17 protein-coding genes and 1 tRNA gene are annotated in these 19,900 nt (G+C 63.7%); 11 read left to right on the plus strand and 7 right to left on the minus strand.

Going from position 1 to position 19,900, the window contains the following annotated elements; translation table 11 throughout:
• Nucleotide 1 precedes the first annotated feature (1 nt).
• From AC1RQG_RS25850 to AC1RQG_RS25895, 10 genes are all read left to right on the plus strand, one after another.
• Nucleotides 2-2,176, plus strand: a complete 2,175-nt coding sequence (locus AC1RQG_RS25850) for a transglycosylase SLT domain-containing protein (RefSeq protein WP_493135961.1) — start codon at nt 2-4, stop codon at nt 2,174-2,176.
• Complete coding sequence (locus AC1RQG_RS25855; RefSeq protein WP_493135963.1) at nt 2,176-8,427, plus strand: putative barnase/colicin E5 family endoribonuclease; 6,252 nt, start codon at nt 2,176-2,178, stop codon at nt 8,425-8,427. The genes AC1RQG_RS25850 and AC1RQG_RS25855 overlap by 1 nt, the downstream gene beginning before the upstream one ends.
• Nucleotides 8,428-8,484: 57 nt before the next feature.
• A complete protein-coding gene (locus AC1RQG_RS25860; protein WP_493135965.1) occupies nt 8,485-10,776 on the plus strand; it encodes an autotransporter outer membrane beta-barrel domain-containing protein in 2,292 nt (763 codons plus the stop codon).
• Nucleotides 10,773-11,060 carry a hypothetical protein gene (locus tag AC1RQG_RS25865; protein WP_493135966.1) on the plus strand — a complete coding sequence of 96 codons (288 nt, stop codon included), beginning with the start codon at nt 10,773-10,775 and terminating at the stop codon, nt 11,058-11,060. Before AC1RQG_RS25860 ends, AC1RQG_RS25865 begins: the two co-directional genes overlap by 4 nt.
• Nucleotides 11,057-11,509 (plus strand): hypothetical protein, encoded by a 453-nt coding sequence (locus AC1RQG_RS25870; RefSeq protein WP_493135968.1) that lies wholly within the window; start codon nt 11,057-11,059, stop codon nt 11,507-11,509. The genes AC1RQG_RS25865 and AC1RQG_RS25870 overlap by 4 nt, the downstream gene beginning before the upstream one ends.
• 10 nt (nt 11,510-11,519) lie before the next feature.
• On the plus strand, nt 11,520-11,804 hold the full coding sequence (locus AC1RQG_RS25875) for a hypothetical protein (RefSeq protein ID WP_493135970.1): 285 nt from the start codon (nt 11,520-11,522) through the stop codon (nt 11,802-11,804).
• Nucleotides 11,805-11,811: 7 nt separating this feature from the next.
• Nucleotides 11,812-12,000, plus strand: coding sequence for a DUF7940 domain-containing protein (locus tag AC1RQG_RS25880; RefSeq protein ID WP_493135972.1), 189 nt, complete (start codon nt 11,812-11,814; stop codon nt 11,998-12,000).
• The gene (locus AC1RQG_RS25885; RefSeq protein WP_493135974.1) at nt 11,997-12,470 is read left to right on the plus strand and encodes a lysozyme; all 474 of its coding nucleotides are present in this window, start codon (nt 11,997-11,999) and stop codon (nt 12,468-12,470) included. The genes AC1RQG_RS25880 and AC1RQG_RS25885 overlap by 4 nt, the downstream gene beginning before the upstream one ends.
• 1 nt (nt 12,471) lies before the next feature.
• Nucleotides 12,472-13,029 (plus strand): lysis system i-spanin subunit Rz, encoded by a 558-nt coding sequence (locus AC1RQG_RS25890; protein ID WP_493135976.1) that lies wholly within the window; start codon nt 12,472-12,474, stop codon nt 13,027-13,029.
• 465 nt (nt 13,030-13,494) lie between these two features.
• Nucleotides 13,495-13,800, plus strand: a complete 306-nt coding sequence (locus tag AC1RQG_RS25895; RefSeq protein WP_493135978.1) for a hypothetical protein — start codon at nt 13,495-13,497, stop codon at nt 13,798-13,800.
• A gap of 125 nt (nt 13,801-13,925) precedes the next feature.
• On the opposite strand, the gene AC1RQG_RS25900 is transcribed toward AC1RQG_RS25895, so the two are convergent.
• Nucleotides 13,926-14,010, minus strand: a tRNA-Leu gene (locus AC1RQG_RS25900).
• Between the two features lie 200 nt (nt 14,011-14,210).
• On the opposite strand from AC1RQG_RS25900, the gene AC1RQG_RS25905 reads away from it, so the two are divergent.
• Nucleotides 14,211-14,636 (plus strand): hypothetical protein, encoded by a 426-nt coding sequence (locus AC1RQG_RS25905; protein WP_493135979.1) that lies wholly within the window; start codon nt 14,211-14,213, stop codon nt 14,634-14,636.
• Nucleotides 14,637-14,669: 33 nt separating this feature from the next.
• Here AC1RQG_RS25905 and AC1RQG_RS25910 read toward each other — a convergent pair whose 3' ends face one another.
• The 6 genes from AC1RQG_RS25910 to AC1RQG_RS25935 form a co-directional block, all read right to left on the minus strand.
• Nucleotides 14,670-15,422 (minus strand): substrate-binding periplasmic protein, encoded by a 753-nt coding sequence (locus AC1RQG_RS25910; RefSeq protein WP_493135980.1) that lies wholly within the window; start codon nt 15,420-15,422, stop codon nt 14,670-14,672.
• Nucleotides 15,423-15,565: 143 nt separating this feature from the next.
• A complete protein-coding gene (locus AC1RQG_RS25915) occupies nt 15,566-17,290 on the minus strand; it encodes an ArnT family glycosyltransferase (protein WP_493135981.1) in 1,725 nt (574 codons plus the stop codon).
• Between the two features lie 114 nt (nt 17,291-17,404).
• A complete protein-coding gene (locus tag AC1RQG_RS25920) occupies nt 17,405-17,674 on the minus strand; it encodes a type B 50S ribosomal protein L31 (RefSeq protein WP_493135982.1) in 270 nt (89 codons plus the stop codon).
• Between the two features lie 217 nt (nt 17,675-17,891).
• A complete protein-coding gene (gene rho, locus AC1RQG_RS25925) occupies nt 17,892-19,154 on the minus strand; it encodes a transcription termination factor Rho (RefSeq protein WP_182154088.1) in 1,263 nt (420 codons plus the stop codon).
• Nucleotides 19,155-19,295: 141 nt separating this feature from the next.
• Nucleotides 19,296-19,622 carry a thioredoxin TrxA gene (gene trxA, locus AC1RQG_RS25930; RefSeq protein ID WP_493135985.1) on the minus strand — a complete coding sequence of 109 codons (327 nt, stop codon included), beginning with the start codon at nt 19,620-19,622 and terminating at the stop codon, nt 19,296-19,298.
• Between the two features lie 80 nt (nt 19,623-19,702).
• The coding region (locus AC1RQG_RS25935; RefSeq protein WP_493135987.1) for a hypothetical protein at nt 19,703-19,900 on the minus strand (198 nt) is incomplete at its 5' end.

Raw genomic sequence — 19,900 nt, forward strand, 5'->3', positions numbered from 1 at the left:
CATGCCACGTATTCCTGCCGACAACTTCATCCCGCAAGTCGACTCCGGCGCGCTGCAGCCGTTCCGCACCGATGCCTCAGCTGCGTCGGCCGGCCTGGCCGCTGTGCCAGGTCAGCAAGAACAGCAGACCGGCCAAGCGCTTCTGGGCCTGGGCACCGAGGCTCAGCGCATCGCAACGGATATGCAGGATCAGGTCAACCAAGCCCGCGTCCTCGACGCCCGCAACCAGCTGCTGCAGTACAAGAGCGTGCTGGCCGATGACCCGAAGGACGGCTACCTGAGCAAGACGGGCCTGGCCGCCCTGAAGCCGGAGGACGGCAAGAGCCTCCCCGATGTCTACCTGCAGCGCTATTCTGATCAGCAAGCTCAGGTAATGGCGGGCCTGGACAACGACCGCCAGCGCAAGATGCTGACGCCGCATGCGGCCGACATCGGCCTGTCGATCCAGCAGGAGACCCAGCGGCACGCGATGGAGCAGTTCCGTTCATACCAGATGAGCAATCTGAACGGCCAGCTGCGCCTGGCCGCCGATAGCGCCGAGCGCAGTTGGCAGGAGCCTGACCAGGTGACGAAGAACGTCATGGAAGCCCAGACCGCTGTGGCCAATGCCGGCGCGCTGCAGGGCAAGGCCCCGACGGAAATTGCCGCCGACGTGAAGGCGGCAGCCAGCACCGTGCACACCAAGGTCATCGAGGCGGCGCTGGCCAACAGCAACCCGACCTACGCCAACCTGTATTTCCAGTCGCATAAGGACGCGCGCTATGACGACAAGGGCAACCTGCTCGATGGCGGCATGAGCGCGGACGACATCCTGCGCGTCAACGGCACCCTGAACCGCCACCTGGACGGCCAGATCGCGCTGCAGTCTGTGGCGGCCACGGTGAAGAAATACTCGACCCAGTTCGCGCCTTCGAACATGGACCAGCTGCAGAGCATCGTCCAGAGCATTGAATCGGGCGGCCACGACTACGACAAGGGCGGTGTACCGGTCACCAGTCCCAAGGGGGCGATGTATTCGATGCAGGTGATGCCCGCCACGGCCGCAAACCCGGGCTTTGGCATCAAGCCTGCCGCCGACAACTCTCCGGCCGAATACAACCGCGTCGGTCAGCAGCTGCTTGGCAAGATGGTGGAGAAGTACGGGAATGTGCCGCAGGCGCTGGCTGCCTACAACGCAGGGCCCGGCGCCGTTGACGCCGCCATCAAGAGCAACGGCGCGAACTGGCTGGCCGCGCTGCCCAGCGAGACGCAGGGATATGTCCGCAAGGGGGCTCAGATGTTTGCCGCCGGCGCGGCGCCGATCCAGATGCCGACCGAGCAGGAATTCACGGCCGATGCGATCGCGCGCCTGGGGCCATCGCCGCGCCCGGAGCAGATCCAGCTGGTCCAGCAGCAGTCCGAGCACCAGTACGGTGTCATCACGAAGTCGCTGCAACTGCAGGCGGATCAGTCATACAACAACGTCCTGCGCACCTTGGTGGCCAACGGTGGCGACTTCTCGCAGGTCGATCCGGCGCTGAAAATGGAGCTTGCGCGCCGCAATCCGGACAAGTACGACGACACGATCAAGGTGGCCCACCGCATCTCCAATGAGCTGAAGGAGGCAGATCCGGCGGCCAGTAACACGTCGATTTTTCATCCCGAACGCCTGGCCGCGATGAGCGACCCGGAGTTTCTGAAGTGGCAGGTCGACAACTTCCCGCGCGGCGAATGGGACGCGATCGCCAAGCGCCGCCAGGACGCCATCGATGGAACCGTGGACCTGAGCACCGGCGGCATCAATCACAAGGTGCTGGACCGCGTCATCAACGAGCGCATGATCAATATCGGCGTCGACCCGGCCAAGGCTAACAAGGACCCGCAGACCAAGTTTCAGATGAATGCTGTCCAATCCTATTTGAGCCAGCTGGTGCTCAACCAACAGCAGCAGCTCGACCGCCGGATGACGGAGAACGAGATCACCAAGCTGGTGGACACCACGTTCGCCAAGGACGTCAACTTCACGAGCACGTTCATGGAGATCAATACTGGCTCGAGCTCGCAAAAGATGCTGTCGATGACCGTCAAGGATATCCCGAGCGACGCCTACAACGGCATCAAGCGCGCCTTCATTGCCAACGGCAATAAGAGCCCGACCGACGGCGACATCCTCCAACAATACTGGAAAATGCACTGATGAGCGACAACTCCGACCCATGGTTTTCCGCAGCCAAGGCCAGCATGGAAGCCGGCCAGGCCGCCCAGATCCGCAACAACCTGCAGTTCTCGCTCGAGGCCAACCCGCAGAAGGAAGCCGGCTACCGGCAGCTGTACAACGCCACCGGCGTGCCCGTCGACGCGATCCGCGACGACGAGCAGGCGGTGCGCACGGCGGCTACCTTGCGCCAGTTCGATGCCAACGGCCTGGTGGTAGGCGCGCCGGCTACGGCCCGCCTGCTCACGGACCAGAACAACACCCGCCTGCTGCACGACGCGATCCCCAACACGATGGCCGTGGAGAAGGCCGCCTCTCTCCCGCCGGCCACGGTGGGCCAATCCCTGGCAAACGGCCTGCACGGCTTTGCGAACTGGCTGGGCAGCTCGGCGACTGAGTTAGGTCACGGCATGGCCGAATGGACCAACAAGGTGGCTGGCGACGTGAACCTGGTGCTGGGCGGGATTCCCGCCGTCGTGGATAAGGTGGCTGGCACGCACAGCGCCGACTGGTGGAACGAGCATATGGTCAAGCCCCGGATGGATGCCGCCGAGGATTACGCGCTCAAGCCGGACGCCGGGTTCAATGCCAAGCTGATGCACGGGCTGGGTAGTTTCGTGCCAATGATTGCCTCCATTGTTGGCTCCGGCGGAACCAGCGCTGCGCCGGAAGCGGCTGGCGCCGCCGCAGAGAGTGTGTCGGCGCTGCCGGCCGTTGGCAAGGCCGTCCAGCACGCCGTTCAGACGATGTGGTTCCCGGCAGTCAATGACGCGGTCAGCACCGGCCAGAAGGTCTACGAGGCCACAGGCGACGGCCAGAAGGCATTGGCCGCTGCCCAGGCCCAGTATGTGGCCAGCACGGGCATGGGGGTGATTCCGCTGTCGGTAGCTGGCGGCGCCGCCGCCCGCGCCGCATCCGCCTTCGTCGGGCAGGTTGCCGCAGGCGAGGCATCCCGCCAGTTCATGAATTCGGCCCTGCCCGACTCCATGCACACCGAATTCAACTGGGAGGACGCCTTCGTCAACGGCACCATCGGTTCGCTGATGGGCGTTACGATGGGGCCGCGCGCCGGCGGGACCGACGCAAGGGCCGTCCGGCAGACCTATCTGGATGCCGCGAAGTCGGACGCAGCCAAGGCTGATTTTGACCGTCTGAACGTGGTGTCGAAGATGTCGGCCGCCTCCGCGCTGCGCGAGCGCGATCCTGCGCTGTTCCAGCGCTTCGTCTCCGATGTGACCGAGGGGCGGAGCGTGCCGGACCTGTACATCGACGCGCACGAGATGGACCGCGCGCTGGCCCAATCCGGCGTTACGCCAGATGAATTGGCCCGCACCATGCCGGACCTGGCCGCCCAGCTGCCCGAGGCGCGGGCGACCAAGGGCATGGTACGGATCCCGATGGCGGACTACGCAACCCATCTTGCCGGGACCGAGATCGACAAGTCCATCCTTCCGAATGTCCGCACCGATCCGGAAGGCATGACCTACCAGGAGAGCCAGGTGTTTCACCAGACGCAGGTGGAGCAGATGCGGGCTGCGGCGGCCAAGGAGGCGGCCGCCAAGGTATCGAACGGCGAGCGCACGGCGTCCAGGCAGCAGGTTGAGGATGACGTCCGCCAGCAGCTGCTGGGCACCGGCCGGGTGCGCGAGGACGTGGCCGATGCTTACGCGGCGCTGCATGGCAGTTTCTTCGACAGCCTGGCCGAGAAGATGGGCGTTTCGCCCGACGTCGCCTACCGCGACCTGGGTGGCGCGCGGATTGTTGGCGATGCGGTAGGGCAGGATGGCGGCCAGGCGAAGCCGGCCGGCGGCCAGCAGGACGGCGCATTGCATCAGGAAGATCCAACCGTTGGGCCGTTCGGGCCAATCTCGCATGACTTCAAGGGCGACGCCGCAGGCGCCATCAAGCACTTGATGGAACAGAAGGACGGCGAAGCGATCGCCGCGCTACACCATCCCGACATCGGTGACATCGATCTGGTATGGGGTGAGCCGGGCGACCCCAACCGCAGCTACGTGGGCGGTTATGGGCTGGCCAAGATTGCCGCTAAGCATCCAGAGGTACTGGGCGACCTGCAGGGCATTCTGGCATCGATGAGCGTGGTGAAGCGTGGCGAAAACCGTGTTCGGCTGGAGTCGGACGACCACGAGGGAGCGGTGCGTCTTCAATGGGATGGGGAGGCGAAGAAGTGGCTGATGACAGCCTATGAGAAAACCGGGAGGAGTAGCGCCGAACCGAGGACGGACATGCTCGACGTCAGGAAGGATGACTCGCCTTCCGCTGCTCCCGAGGACAGTGTAGCGCAAAAACTGGACAAGTTCTACCAGGGAAAGCGCGAGCAACGCGGGGCCTACGACCCGGCGGCGCGCACGATTGCTCTGATGAAGAATGCGGACCTATCGACATTCCTGCACGAGTCGGGCCACTTCTTCCTGGATACTTATCAGCGCGTCGCCGCCGACGGCGCGGCGCCGGAATCGGTGAAGGCCGACTTTGACGCGCTGTTGCAGTCCTTCGGCGTCGAGGGTGAGAGCCCCGACGCGCGCCTGAAAAACTGGTCGGCGCGCGACTTGGACGGCCAGCGCGCCGGCCACGAGCAGTTTGCCCGGGCATTTGAGAAGTACCTCATGGAGGGCAAGGCCCCGTCCACCGAGCTGGCTGGCCTGTTCGCCCGCTTCCGCGCATGGCTGCTGAACGTCTACAAATCGGCGAGCGGCCTGCGCGCCGATCTGGCGCCGGAGGTGCGTGAAGTGATGGACCGTATGCTGGCCACCGATGAGACGATCAAGGCGACCGAGGCAGCGCGCGCGTTCGATCCGCTGTTCCACTCCGCGGAGAGCGCTGGCATGTCGCCGTCGGAGTGGGAGGAATACCTGTCCCTGGGTCACGAGGCGACGCAGCACGCGGCTGACGAGCTGCAAACGCGCGCCATTCGCGACCTGAAGTGGATGGCCGAAGCCAAGGGCCGGACCATTCGCGCCATGCAGCAGGATGCCGCCCGGCGCCGCGCCAACGTGCGCGATGGCGTCATCCGGGATATCGATACCGAGCCCGTGGAGCTCGCCCGCAATTCGCTGGAGTCCGGCCGGATGGTGGACAAGGATGGCCGCCCTGCCGAAGGCCCTATGCACGATGGCGCCGATCTGAAACTGAGCAAGGCGGCTGTGCGCGAGATGTACCCACACGATATGCCGAACCGCCCGGACATTGACCGGCTGACGCCCTTCAGCGCGGCCGACGGGCTGCATCCGGACATGCTAGCCGAGATGTTTGGCTTCCCGTCCGGACGCGACCTGGTCGACGCATTGCTGGGTGCGGGCGATCGCAATGCCAAGATCGAAGCCATGACCGATCAGCGCATGCTCGAGCGCTATGGCGACCTTGCCACGCCGGAGGCGATCAACGAGGCCGCCGAGCTGGCGGTCCGCAACGACATCCGGGCGCGCATGATCGCCACCGAACTGAAGGTCGCCACCAAGGCCGATACCAGTCCGACCGCGATCGCCCGCGCCGCGCGCGAGGCGGCCGAGCGTGCGATCGAGCAGAAGCCCGTCGGCGACATCCGGCCCGGCATGTATTCCGCCGCCGAGACGCGCGCCGCGCGCAACGCGATCAAGGCATTGCATGTCAACGATATCGGCGCTGTCGCGGACGAGAAGCGCGCCCAGCTGCTCAACAACCGCCTCGCCAAGGCCGCGCAGGATGCCGAATTCGAAGTGGAGAATGGCCGCCGGTACCTGAAGAAATTCTCCAAGGCGTCCGTGGCGCAGAAGCTGGGGGCAAATTACATGGACCGCATCCTGGGCCTGCTGGAACAGTTTGGCCTGGCGCCGCGCGCGCCGGATACGGAAATGCCGCTGCGCGACTGGATGCACTCGGAGTTTGAGCGCACCGGCACCATGCCCATGGTAGCCGACTCCCTGATCGACCAGCGCCAGAGCTGGAGCCGGCTTAGCCTGACGGACTTCCGGGCTCTGATCGAATCCATCAAGAGCATCGAACACGTCGCGCGAGAGCAGGGTGTCTTGACGCTCGAGGGCAAGCGCGTGGAGCTGGATAGCCTGGTGGATGAGGCCAAGCAGGCCATGGCCTCGCTGAAGCACGCGGACCCGGTTGATCTGCAGCCGCACCTGCGGCATGCCAAGGGGCTGGATAAGGTCAGCACCAAGTTCCTGAACCTCAAGAGCAAAATCCGCGCCGCCGATGCGGCCCTGCTGAAGATGGAACAGTTGTTCCAGTGGTTCGACAGCGGCAGCAGGTCGGGCCTCGATGACGATAAGGTCGGGGCGTTCGCCAAGATCTTCAAACGCATTTCGCAGGCCGAAGCCCAAGAGCGCAGTCTGCGCGCCGAGTCGGTCGCCGCGCTGCGCGAGATCGGCGAGAAACTGCGTGACTCCGGCGTCAAGACGCAGGAAAGCCTGTCAGTGGAGCTTCCGCGCCCCGGCCGTGGCACGCAGTGGTACCGCGAAGAGCTGTTGGCGGCCGCGCTGAACGTGGGCAACGAGTCGAACATGCGCAAGCTGACGCAGGGCTACGGCTGGACCGAGGCGCAGCTAATGAGCGCGCTGGACCACCACCTGTCGGCTCCGGAGTGGGAGTTCGTCCAAGGCGTCTGGGACGCGATCGGAAAGCACGGCCCGCAGATCGAAGCGCTGCAGCGCCGCCAGACCGGCGTGACGCCGGACATGATCGAGCCGCGCGCCGTGCGCACCCGCCACGGGAATTTCAAGGGCGGCTACTACCCGGTGGTGTTCGATGCCTTCCAGGACCGCAACGCCGAGACTAAACTGGCACGGCAGGCCGACATGCTGTTCGAGAACCAGTGGGCCAAGCCCACCACGAACAAGGGACATACCGTCGAGCGTACCGGCTACGTCGGGCCGCTGCACCTAAGCTTGAGCGTGATCTCGCGCCACCTCGACCAGGTTTCCCACGACCTGGCCTATCGCGAGGCGATCATCGACGCCAACAAGTTCCTGAACGACCCCCGCATCAAGAACGAGATCGACCAGACCTTCGGTCGCGAATACACAGCGCAGCTGCGGCCGTGGCTGCAGGCGATCGCAAACGACAAGGTGTTCAATACCTCAGGTGACAGCGCCTGGGAGAATTTCTACCGCAAGGCGCGCTCCAATGTCACCATCATGGGCCTGGGCTACCGCTTCAGCACCATGCAAATCCACGGCCTGTCGGCGCTCTCGACCTCGTTTGGCGAGGTCGGCGCGAAGTGGATGGCGAAGGGCGTCGCCCAGTTCGCCGGCCCGGATCGCTGGAAGAATGCCAGGGACTTCGTGTTCGAACGCTCGCCTGAGATGCTGAACCGCTCGAACGAGTTTGACCGTAACGTCGCCGAAGCGATCAATGAGATTAACGCGCACAAGTCATCCCTGGCGCCGGTCAGCGCCGCCCAGAAGGCCGTGGATGCCGGCAAGCGCTATGCCTTCTACGGCGTGGCGATGCTGGATATGGCCTCGGCCATGCCGACCTGGTACGGGGCCTATCTCAAGGGGATGGCGCGCAAGGCGGAAGGAGGTCTGGATATGAGCGAGGAAGCCGCCATCGAGTATGCAAACCGCGCGGTGCGCAATGCCCACGGCGGAGGTGGCGTCAAGGATCTGGCTGCGATCCAGCGGGACAAGGGCGCAGTCTCAATGGCAACGATGTTCTATTCGTTCTGGAATCACATGTACAACCGCCAGCGCGACTTGGCAAAGGGCTATGCCAACCTGCCGGAATCCTTCGCGCAGGGCCATGGCACCCGTGATTTTGCCCGACTGCTGGCGCGGTCCTGGTGGTATTTCGTGGTGCCGCAGATGGTCCATGCGATGCTCAAGCCGTCGGATCAGAAAGACAGGGACGGCAGCCTCGCTGGAACCATGCTTCATATGGCCGAGGAGGTTGCACTCGGTGCTGTCTCTGGAGTGCCGTTCCTTCGCGACGTGGCGAACTCGGTGATAAGTGGCCGGTCCTATACCATCACCCCACTGGAGAGCGCGGGGAAGGCAATTGTTACGGTGGCCGAGGACGCATCAAAGGTGGCTCATGGCGATCCGGTTCCGCCACGAATTGTAAAGGACTCTATCCAGGCTGTCGGCTATAGGTATGGACTACCCCTCGGCCAGGCATCGACAACCGGACAGTTCTTGTGGGATGTCGTGGACGGCCAGCAGCACCCGCAGGACCTGGCCGATTGGTGGCGCGGCATCCAGCACGGCGACATGAACAGGCACTGATTATCGGTTCCCATCGCCGGGGCGCGATCGCTGAGAATGCCGTGAAAAGGAGCATTCATGGCTGTCGCGTCCAACCTCTCGAAATCCGGCCCATACACCTGCAACGGCGTCACGACCACCTTTGCCTTCGGCTTTGCCTGCCAGGCTCAGACCGATGTCGTCGTCATCAGAACCGACACGGCCGCCGCCGACACCTCGCTCGTCTATACGACCGACTATTCGGTCGCCCTGAACGCCGATCAGACCGTTTCCCCTGGAGGGACAGTCACGCTCGCCGCGGCGCCGGCCACCGGCTTCCAGGTAACCGTTCTGCGCAATGTCAGCATGACGCAGGGCGCCAGCCTTCCGAATCAGGGTGGCTGGTACCCGAAGGTGGTGGAGAACGCGCTGGACAAGCTGACGATGATGGTCCAGCAGATCAACGAGCGGCAGTCGCGCTCTATCACTTTGGGCGTGACTCAAAGTGATCCGACGGCGCTGATCAACTCCGTCACCTCAAGTGCAGCCGCCGCATCAGCCAGCGCAACGGCAGCGGCCGGCAGCGCAACCGCTGCCGCCGGCAGTGCAACGGCGGCGGCCGGTAGCGCGACGGCGGCGGCTGGCAGCGCGACGACGGCTGCGGGTAGCGCGACAGCGGCTGCTGGCAGCGCCACCCAAGCTAGCGTCAATGCAAACACGAGCCTTCCGTGGGTGAGCGGCGCGACCTACGCGATCGGCGACCGACGCTACAGCCTGCTCAGCGGGCAGTCCTTCCGTCGGCTCACCGTTGGTGGCGGCACGCTGGATCCGGCGCTTGATGGGGCCAACTGGGTGCAGGAGGCTGGCAACTGCTTCCAGACCTATTTGGGCTCGATTTACCAATACGGCTACAACGCATTCATGAATACGGCCGGCCCAGTAGCGCTGCCTGACTTGACGAGCATCTCGAATAGTTTCGGCCTCTGCACGCTTTCGAATAGCGTTGCCGCCCCGTCCACGCTGACCACCTCCGATGGCTGGTCGATTACGACCGGATTCTCCGCTGGAACGTTCAAGGCGCTCGCCCCGCTCGTTACCGGGACACCGCATGCATTTTGGGGCGGCCAGGGGATGACGCCGCCAAACCTCGGCACTTCGTCGGCGGTTGGCTCCGCTACATTGACGGTACTGGCCAGCGTCGCCCTGTCGGCAACCTGCCACGTGTACGCATTAAGTGACAGTGCCGGTACCTACGTCATTGCCCTGGACCCGACCACGGGCCTTTGGGGCGCTCCGGTAACGCTAATCGCATCTACCACCAACCCTGGCTACCTGTATGCAGTCTCCGCTACCTCATTCCTATTCGTCGGCGGCGCGACTGCGGTGGCCGGCAGCCTGTCCGGGTTAACGATCACGAAAGGGACGAATCTGGCCTTGACCGGCAGCGTGACCGATGCCCCTGTGCAGCTCACGGCGACGACATTCTTCTTGCGCCAAGCGCTGACCTCCGCCGACTTGATGGTATTGACGGTTTCCGGTACGACCTGCTCGCTCGGGACCGGGGTGTCATCCGGCATGTCGGCGGCGGTCTACAGTTGTGCCCGACTGGCTCCGATCTCCGCCACGGCCGTGCTAATTGTTTTCGCCACATCGAATACGGCCTCGTCCACTCTGACAGTACGCGTCGCGACGATTAGCGGAACCACGATCACACTGAACGCGGCCGTAGTTAGCGGCACCGCAGCGGTGATTGGCAATACAAATACATCAAGTTTCGGCGCGCTCATCTCGCTTAGCGCATCCGCATTCATGTTCTGCGGAACTAGCGCTGCGAATAGCGCGGATAGCGTCTGGTATGGGATCACCGTGAGCGGCACGACTGTTACGCTTGGAGTGGTGCAGACAGCTGCCGGGACGCAGGTGACTGGCTACCAGCGCTCTACTTTCGTATGGCGATCCATAGTGGTGGCTGCCGGGAACGCGGGATGGCACCGGGCCATTGCAGTGAACGTCACCACCGCTGTGTTTGTTGTTCAAGGCGGCCTTATGGCGGTGTCAATCAGCGGGACGACGCTGACATTCGGCGCGGTGTTCAGTACGAGCGCACCAACGGCTCTACTCGCGGATATTGCCACCGGGTTGAATCTCTACGGGGTCGGCGGATCCAGTTATTCGAAGCTATCCGTATCGGGTGTCACCATCACGGCGGTATACACAGTCGCGAATAGCCCGCTGGCGATCTTCTCCGACACGCTCACGGACAAGGCGGTGAGCTACTCCGCCACCTGGTACAGCTGGACCGGCCTGCCAACCCTGTTCTTCCCCATCGCGCTCGACAAGTATGCCGGCGTTTCATCCAACGTTCTGAAATCCTACGGGAGCTTCGCATGAGCGATGCAGTGATTTACCCATTGGGTTGGGTAAGCCCAGTCCCAGAATCGGTCGCCATGTGGCAGGCCCGCGACGAGCTGATCGAGCGCGGCCTGCTGGATACCATCAACGGCGCACTCGCGGCGATTCCAGATCCGACCGAGCGCCTACGAGCCCAGTCCAAGTTCGAATATTCGAGCACGCTGCGCCGTGATGATCCGCTGTTGGTCCAGATGAAGGCCGGGCTCGGCTGGACCGATGACTTTCTGGACCAGATGTTTATTTCCGCCGGAGGACGCAAATGAGCACCATCACCTTGGTTTTTACCACCCGCCGCTGGAATCCGATCTCGTGGCTGATCCGCTGGGCAGTGCCCCGCTCGCGCTTCGCGTTGTCCCGCTCGTCGCATTGCATGATCGAGTGCGACAGCGTCATCTACGAAGCCAACATGGTTCATGGCGTTCGCTGCGCGCCCCGTGGCGAGGTCCTTGCGGGCTGCGTGGTGGTTTCCCGGGTTGCGTTCACCGTTCCGGATGCAAACGCCGGCCTGGACTGGGCGAAGGCGCAGTGCGGCAAGCCCTACGACTGGCGCGCGGCGCTGGGCCTGGGCCTGTCGCCCTATCGCAACTGGAAAGAGGATGACCGCTGGTATTGCTACGAGCTGGCCGCCGGCGCCCTGCGCGCCGCCGGTCGGGATGAATTTGCCAACCTGCAGCACGTCGGCGAGACGGCGCTGATGGCGATCAAACCGTAAAGGAGCCTCTGTGCCCGAGAAATTCAAGGACACCATCAACCTGCCCGTGGCCATTCCGGCCTGGGGCCTCTTGAGCATTCTCGCCGGCTCGATTTTTACCGCAGGTGTCATGTTCCAGAAGATGGATACCCTGATCGAGGCGTCGCGCACCAGCGATACCAAGATCGCAGCGATTCAGGAGAAGCAGCTGGCCAGCCAGGCTGCGATCACGATCCTGCAAAACCAGGTGCAGAACCATGACGCGCGCCTCGGCGTGATGGAGCGCGCCACTTTCGAAGTAACGGCAAAGCGATAGGAATTCTATGAAATTGATTGACGACTGGAAGAAAGCGCACAACCTGTGGAGCGTGCGCCTGACGGCAGCCCTGACCTTCGTTTCCACCCTGGCATGGGCATTGCCACAGGCCGCCGAGATTCTACCGCACTGGGCTTACGCGGCCTTCTCCGGCGGCATCCTGGTGGCCCGCATGATCAAGCAGGAATCGAAGTGAAGACAGCCCGCCAAAAGGCGGCAGCCGCTGCCATCGCGGCCACGATCGCCGTTCCTTGTGAGGGACTGCGCCAGATCGCCTATTACGATCCGCCCGGCATCCTTACCGTGTGCCGTGGCCATACCGGCTCCGATGTGGTGAAGAACCGATGGTACAGCCCTGCTGAGTGCGACGCCTTCATGAACAACGACATGCGCAAGGCCGTCGACCAAGTCGATCGCTGCGCGTCAGATGCGCCAGTCAGCGTGCTGGCAGCGTTCGCGGATGCGACCTACAACGCTGGACCGGCGGTCGCTTGCGATATCCGGAGCTCGACGGCCGCCCGTCATCTGCATGCCCACAGCTGGCGCGATGCCTGCCTGGAGCTGCCAAAGTGGAATAAGGCCCGGATCATGGGCGTGTTGGTACCGCTGCCTGGGCTGACCCGTCGCCGGCAGCTGGAGCTGGACGTTTGCCTGAAGGACGTATGACATGCAATTCACCCTATTAGAAAAGCTGGGCGCCATCCTCTTGCTGGTGCTGACGCTGGCAGGCGCAGAGCAGGCCTACGAGCACCACATCTATGAGGAGGGCGTCACTGCCGAGAGCCAGCGGCGCGATGTGATCGACGCGAAGAACCGGGCGGCCGTGCAGCGCGAGCTGGCACGCTTGGAGGATCTGCTGGCCGATGCCAAGGCCAAGCTGGCCGAAGCCGTGGCGAGCCTGGAAAAACAACGAAAGGAGCTTGATGATGCGAACACCCGCAATGCTGGGCTGCAGTCTGATCTTGTCGCTGGCCGTCGCAGCCTGCGTACCCTTGTCCACCCCGGTACCTCAATTTGTGAAGCCGTCCACCCTGACGGCGCCGCCGCTGGGCGACTGGATCACGACGCCGTCGTTGCAGCCGACCTTGACGGATCGGTTGCCGCAGGTCTTGCAGGGCTCACCAGCGAAGGCGACGCCGCCATCCGGCGCCTCAACGCCTGCATCGTCCAGTACGACGCGCTGAAGGATGCCGTCAACGCTGCTGGCGACCACGGCGCACCGTAGATTGCGCAACATTCGTTGCGTAACAACAACAGAAATGTAATATTTATCGATGTTGTATTGGTGGACAAATATCCTTTTTGAGGTAACAAATACCTTTTTGTGTTAACGAAACAGCCCCTTTTCCATTGATTAAATACATCATCTTGATACCCAATATATAGCATCTTGGGGTATTCAATACTCTTTGTAATTCCTCAATTCAAAAGATATTTGCTTAAAAATCAATGGGTTGTAAGGTGGCTGGTAGCTAACTGGTATCTTCTTGATTCCTAACAGATATCCAATGGAAATCCGGTGTTAAGCACCCGTGATTTTTGATGGTCTCGTATGGTTGCGAGAGACGGCGGGGAATTGGTATTCTTTACTTAGCGACACCAAGTCGCAAAAGAAAAACCCCATCAACGGACTTTCTCAGGGCACGTTAATGGGGTTAATTTCCCAACCTATTCAAGCAAGGAAACTCCTTTGGATAATACGTCTCACATGGTTGACGGTCAACCTTTTCGCCCCCAGGCCGCCCTCTTAAACGATATCGAGCTGTTGTGCGAACTCATCCAGTTCCTACGCGCCTGGTGGGAGCAGTTCCAGGACGTAGTGCGCCAGCTCGATCGTGCGGCAGCCGCGAAGGCTCATGATGCTTTTGTCGAGGGCAACCTGCTCGCGCGCCGGCTGGCCCGCAGCTTTGACTTCGTGATACCGGATTTTTCCAGCGTTGATTGGAGCGAATCCCCGCGTCCAGCCGGGCATGATGCCAGCTCCGAGGATCTGTAGAAAGGGTGTTGGGCAGCAGCGCTTTCATCGGCGCTGCGCCATTTTGCGGAACTGTTCGTTTTTTGCGGAACTTTTTAAGATCGCTTCCGCAACCTAAAACGGCTTGAAACCCGCATAAATCCTAATGGTGCCTCGGGCCGGAATCGAACCGGCACGCCTTGCGGCGGCGGATTTTGAGTCCGCTGCGTCTACCAATTTCACCACCGAGGCAACGCGACAGGCATTATCACTGATTTGCAACAGCAGGGCAACCCTGCAGGCCGATAATCTCGCGGCCCGCCCTCCGTTGGCTCCCGCGGCCCGTCAATTCCGGCTAGGAAAAGCGCCGCCGGCTGCTACCATGAAACATGCGCCGCGCGCGTGCGCGGCAGGCCCGGCGGTAGCGGGCGGCATTGTTCGGAGGCGATATCATGCACGCGAAAATCATCACCGGCGCCCTGGCCTGCGTCCTGCTGGCCGGCCCCGCCAGCGCGCAACAGCAAACACCGGCCGCGGCCGGCGACGGCGTCCAGGTCAGGATCAGCAAGAATGTCACGGCCACCACGCCGTACAAACTGGCGCCCCAGGAATTCGGCGCCTATGCCCAGCCCTATCTGCTGGAAACGGGACTGGTGCTGATGTTCGAGCAGCGCCGCCACCGCTATTTCACCCGGATACGCAATGAGGCCAGGGTGGAAATCTTCCCGCTGGCGGCCGGCGTGTTCACCTCCGGCGACGGCACGCTGTTCGTGTTCCGCGACGACGGCGACACGATCGCGGTCAGCCATCTGGAGCGCATGCCGTTCGCGCAGCACGCGCGCATCGACCCGGGACGGGTGTACGTGGCGGCCCGCTGACGGGTGGCGGCTGGCGGACGGCCGTGGCCGGCGCTATGGCGTCGGCTGCCAGTGCGCGTAGTGCCGTTCTATCTTGCCGAACGTCCCGTCGCGCCGCAGCGCGGGCAGCGCCGTGTTGAGCCGTTCCACCAGCTGGTCCGGCACGGCCCGGTTGCAGGCCAGGTAGACCTGCACCTGGTGGAACACGAGCAGCGGGCCGAGCACGCCTTGCCAGTCCGGCCGCTCGGGGCCCGGACTGCCGGCGCGCCTGCCCACGGCCCACAGGTCGATGCGCTTGAGCAGCAGTTTCCGCGGATTGTCGAGGTCGTTCGTGGTGGCCTCGACCTGGAAGCCACGGCTGCGCAGGTAGTCGTCGCGCGCGTCGCCGTTGTAGGTGCCGATGCGCAACGGGCGGGCGTCCTCCAGCGTGCGCAGGGGGAAGCGGTGGTCGAGCCGGCCATAGAACACCCAGTCGGCCTGGTCGGTCGGCCCCACCCATTTGAACCGCGCTTCGCGCTCGGGCGTGCGCGAGGTGGAAAAGACGCAGGTGGCCGGCTGGGTCAGCGCCATGTGGTAGGCCCGCTTCCAGGGCAGCACGTCGAGCCGGTACCGGGTGCCGGTGCGGTCCATGAGCGCGCGGATCTTGTCCGTCTCCCGCCCCGTCACCTGGCCGTGCTCGAGCATGCTGGCCGGCGGCGCGTGCTCGGTCAGCAGCGTCAGCGTGTCGTCGCAGCGGGCCGGGCCGGCGCGCAGCAGCAGCAGCGCGGCGGCCAGCGCCGCCGCCGGGCGGAGTGGTCGGAGGGGCATGGCGGACGAGTTGGGCGCCGGGCGGAAAGCGCCCGGTCTGTGCGTCTAGCATAGCAGCAAGCGGCGGGCCTTGTCGTGGCGCCGGACTTGCCTCGCCTCAAGCGCGGGCGCGGTACCGCCTCAAGCGCGGGCGCGGCGCCGCCTCAATCGGCCCGGCGGTACAGGCGGAAACGTTCCTCGCGGTCGGCCGGACGCCGGCCTTCCCACAGCAATTGCCATTGCCGGCCCCGGTGTTGCGGCGCGATTTCCTTGTCGTCGCGCACGCGGATGCTGTCTTGCAGCAGCAACAGCTGGCAGCGTCCGCCCGTCATGCCCGTGAACGGCAGGTGGGCGTAGTAGGCGAACGAGGCGCGCTGGGCCGGTCCCACGTTGGTTTCGATGCAATCGACGCCCGGCGGCAGCTTGTCGGCGATCTGGCGCGCCACGCCGGCGTAGCTCTTGCTGTAGTTCATGTCGGGCAGGAACAGCGTCATCAGCAGGATCCAGATCAGGATCAGGCCGCCGGACGACAGCACCACGGCCCGCCACAGCACGGCCGGCTGGCGCGACACGCGCCAGTGCACGAGGGCGATCCAGCCGCAGCTGGCGGCGGCGGCCACGAGGAAGGCGGCCAGCCCCAGTTCGGGCTTGAAGCCGGGCACCAGCTTGAGCGCGTTCTTGGCGGCCTGGGCCGGCCAGCCCGTCAGCTTGGCGCACCAGAAGATCCAGATCACGGCCGCGCACAGCGTCAGCACCATCACCGAGAACCAGTCGATGGCGTTGATGGCGCCGCGCTTCATGGTCAGCAGGCCGAACGCGGCCATGATGGACAGGGCCGGCAGCAGCACCAGCAGCTGGCCTTGCTCGGGATGGGGGTGGAACAGGGCCAGCAGCGCGCCCATGGCGACGAAGGTGACGGGCACCACGATGTGCAGCACGTGGCGCTGGCGGCGCCAGGCGTACACGGCCCAGCCGGCGAACGGCCAGGCCGGCCAGAAGAACCACAGGCCGACGCGGAAGCAGAATTTCAGCGAGCGCACGGTGGGCAGGGCCAGCTGCGTTTCATTCCACGCCATCCAGCCCGGCACGGGGCTGCCGCCATACGGTTGCAGCCACTGGGCCGGCAGCAGCCAGACGGCGGCGATGGCGGCGGCCACGGCCACGGCCAGCAGCAGGTCGCGCAGGCTGCGCGCGGCCGGCAGTTCCAGGAAGCGCGTGCACAGGAACAGGGCCAGCGTGAGGAAGGCCGGCGTCATCCAGCCACGGTTCAGGGTGAGCAGGCCCAGCGCCAGGCCCGTCATGGCCGCGTTGCGCAGCGACGGCAGTTCCATGTAGCGCACGGCGCGGTACAGCAGCAGCGCCACCAGCGACACCTGCAGCGCCTCCGACGTGGTCTCGTGGCTGTGCAGCAACAAGCCAAGGCAGCCGAGGTAGATCAGCATGGCCGCGTCGGCCAGCGTGCGGCCGAAATCCTTCGGTTCGGGCTGGCCGCCGAAGGCCAGCCGCAGCGGCTGGGCGTCCTGCCGGCGGCCCAGGTTGAAGGTGGCGTACCACAGCGAACCGACTCCCAGCAGGAACACGGCCACCGTGGCCACGCGCGCGCCGAGCACGTCGCCCAGCAGCCAGCCGAACAGCTTGATGCCGATGGCGCCCAGCCAGAACGCCAGCGGCCCCTCGTCGGGCATCGACAGGCCGGCGATGTTGGGCCACAGCCAGTCCTGCCAGCCGCCCTGGGCCATCGTCCACATCACGCCGAAGCTGGCCGCGTCGTCGTTCTTCCATGGTTCGCGGCCGATCAGGCCGGGCAGGATGTACAGCAAGCCCAGCGCGAACAGGGCCCAGCGTGGCAACGCGAGGGTGGCGGCGGCGGGAAGGCGGACAGGCTTCATCTGTGGCGGTGCGAAATAAAAGGTAGACGGGAGTATGCAGGAAAACCGCGCGGGCGACGGGGCGGAAAACAAAAAAAGGCAGCCGTGGCTGCCTTTCTTGTGGTCGCTGCGGAATTAACCGTTGGCGACGGAAGTTTTGGAACCGACGGAACCGAACTTCTGACGGAATTTCTCGACGCGGCCGGCGGTGTCGACGATCTTGTGCTTGCCGGTGTAGAACGGGTGCGATTCAGCCGACACCTCGATCTTGACCAGAGGGTATTCTTTACCTTCGTGGGTGATCGTTTCGCGGGTCTGGATGGTCGAACGGGTCACGAACTTGAAGTCGCACGACAGGTCGTGGAACACAACTTCGCGGTAATCTGGATGGATATCAGTTTTCATTTATTGCCTCGGTATGGGTAGGTAGCCAAACAGCACTTCGTCGGTCGGCTTGCTTCTTGACCCGATTGCCGCTCACTTGCCAGTGGTTGAATTAATGCAACCGAAGATTATACAGTCGTTCGGCAAGGCCGGCAAGGATCAAAAAAAGGGGACGGACTCCAGTTTCCACCATGTGGAAATTGGAGTCCGGCCCCTTTTGTGCTGTTTCGTGGTGGCGTTAGCCGCCGCGGCGCATCATGTCGAAGAACTCGGCGTTGGTCTTGGTCGCCTTCATCTTGTCGAGGATGAACTCCATCGCCTCGATCTCGTCCATCGAGTACAGCAGCTTGCGCAGGATCCAGATCTTCTGCAGCTGGTCCGGCTTGATCAGCAACTCCTCGCGGCGCGTGCCCGATTTGTTCAGGTTGATGGCCGGGTACACGCGTTTCTCCGCCAGGCGGCGCTCCAGGTGCACCTCCATGTTGCCGGTGCCCTTGAATTCCTCGTAGATCACATCATCCATGCGCGAACCGGTCTCGATCAGGGCGGTGGCGATGATGGTCAGCGAGCCGCCCTCCTCGATGTTGCGGGCGGCGCCGAAGAAGCGCTTGGGGCGCTGCAGGGCGTTGGCGTCCACACCGCCGGTCAGCACCTTGCCCGAGGCCGGGATCACGGTGTTGTAGGCGCGCGCCAGGCGGGTGATCGAGTCCAGCAGGATCACCACGTCCTTCTTCATCTCGACCAGGCGCTTGGCCTTCTCCAGCACCATCTCGGCCACCTGCACGTGGCGCGTGGCCGGCTCGTCGAAGGTGGAGGCCACCACTTCGCCGCGCACCGAGCGTTGCATCTCCGTCACCTCCTCGGGACGTTCGTCGATCAAGAGCACGATCAGGGTCACGTCCGGGTGGTTGGCCGTGATGGCGTGCGCGATGTGCTGCAGCATGACCGATTTGCCGGATTTCGGCGACGCCACCAGCAGGCCGCGCTGGCCCTTGCCGATCGGCGAGATCAGGTCGACGATGCGGCCGGTGATGTTCTCCTGGCCGTTCATCTCCCGTTCCAGGCGCAGCGGCTCGTTCGGGTGCAGCGGCGTCAGGTTCTCGAACAATATGCGGTGTTTCGACGCCTCCGGCGATTCGCCGTTGACCTTGTCTACCTTGACCAGCGCGAAATAGCGTTCGCCATCCTTGGGCGTGCGCACTTCGCCTTCGATCGAATCGCCCGTGTGCAGATTGAAACGGCGGATCTGGGACGGGGAGATGTAGATATCGTCGGTCGAGGCCATGTAGCTGGCGTCGGGCGAGCGCAGGAAGCCGAAGCCGTCGGGCAGCACTTCCAGCGCGCCGTCGCCGAAGATCTGCTCGCCGGACTTGGCGCGCTTCTTCAGGATCGCGAACATCAGTTCCTGTTTGCGCAGCCGGGCCGCGTTGTCGATATCCAGGCCGATCGCCATCTCCAGCAGCGCCGAGACGTGTAAGGCCTTCAATTCAGATAGATGCATATGTGTTGAGTGTCCCGTGACGGGAAAGTAAAGGGTGGGGGAGGGGATTGCGTGGGGTTAATCACATGGACGCCGCCATCGGACGTCCTGCCAGTCGCGGCGGCGTCGCGAACGCGGCGCCGCCGGTGGGCTGCATGATACTTAGATATTGCTGTCGATGAAAGAGGTCAGCTGGCCTTTCGCCATGGCGCCCACCTTCTGGGCCGCCGCCACGCCGTTCTTGAACAGGATCAGGGTCGGGATGCCACGGATGCCGAACTTGGCCGGCACGGCCTGGTTGGCGTCCACGTCCATCTTGGCGATCAGGATCTTGCCGTCGTATTCCTTGGCCACTTCCTCCAGGATCGGGGCGATGCTCTTGCAGGGACCGCACCATTCGGCCCAGAAGTCGACCAGCACGGGGCGGTCCGATTTCAGTACGTCGGTGTCGAAGGAGGCATCGCTGATGTGTTTGATATTTTCGCTCATGTTTTCCTCAGTCAGAGGGTCAAAGTGGGATTAGTTTTACGCCTGTGGCTCAGCCATTCCTGGCCATCGACGCTGCCGGACTACAACGGGCACGTGGAGGCGGTCTGCTGGAATTCAATCTGCGGAAAGGGGTGGCAAGATAGGTCGGCAGGCGGGGATGGCTGAAATAATAACCCATTTTTCAGGAAAGGGGGCGGATTGCCTGAAATGTTTGAATGACCCTTCGGGCCAGCCATCGCGGCGCCGCGCGCCGCGCCGCCGGCCGCGGCGGTCCGGGC

It is taken from the genome of Rugamonas sp. GW822-FHT03B10 (assembly GCF_058801745.1).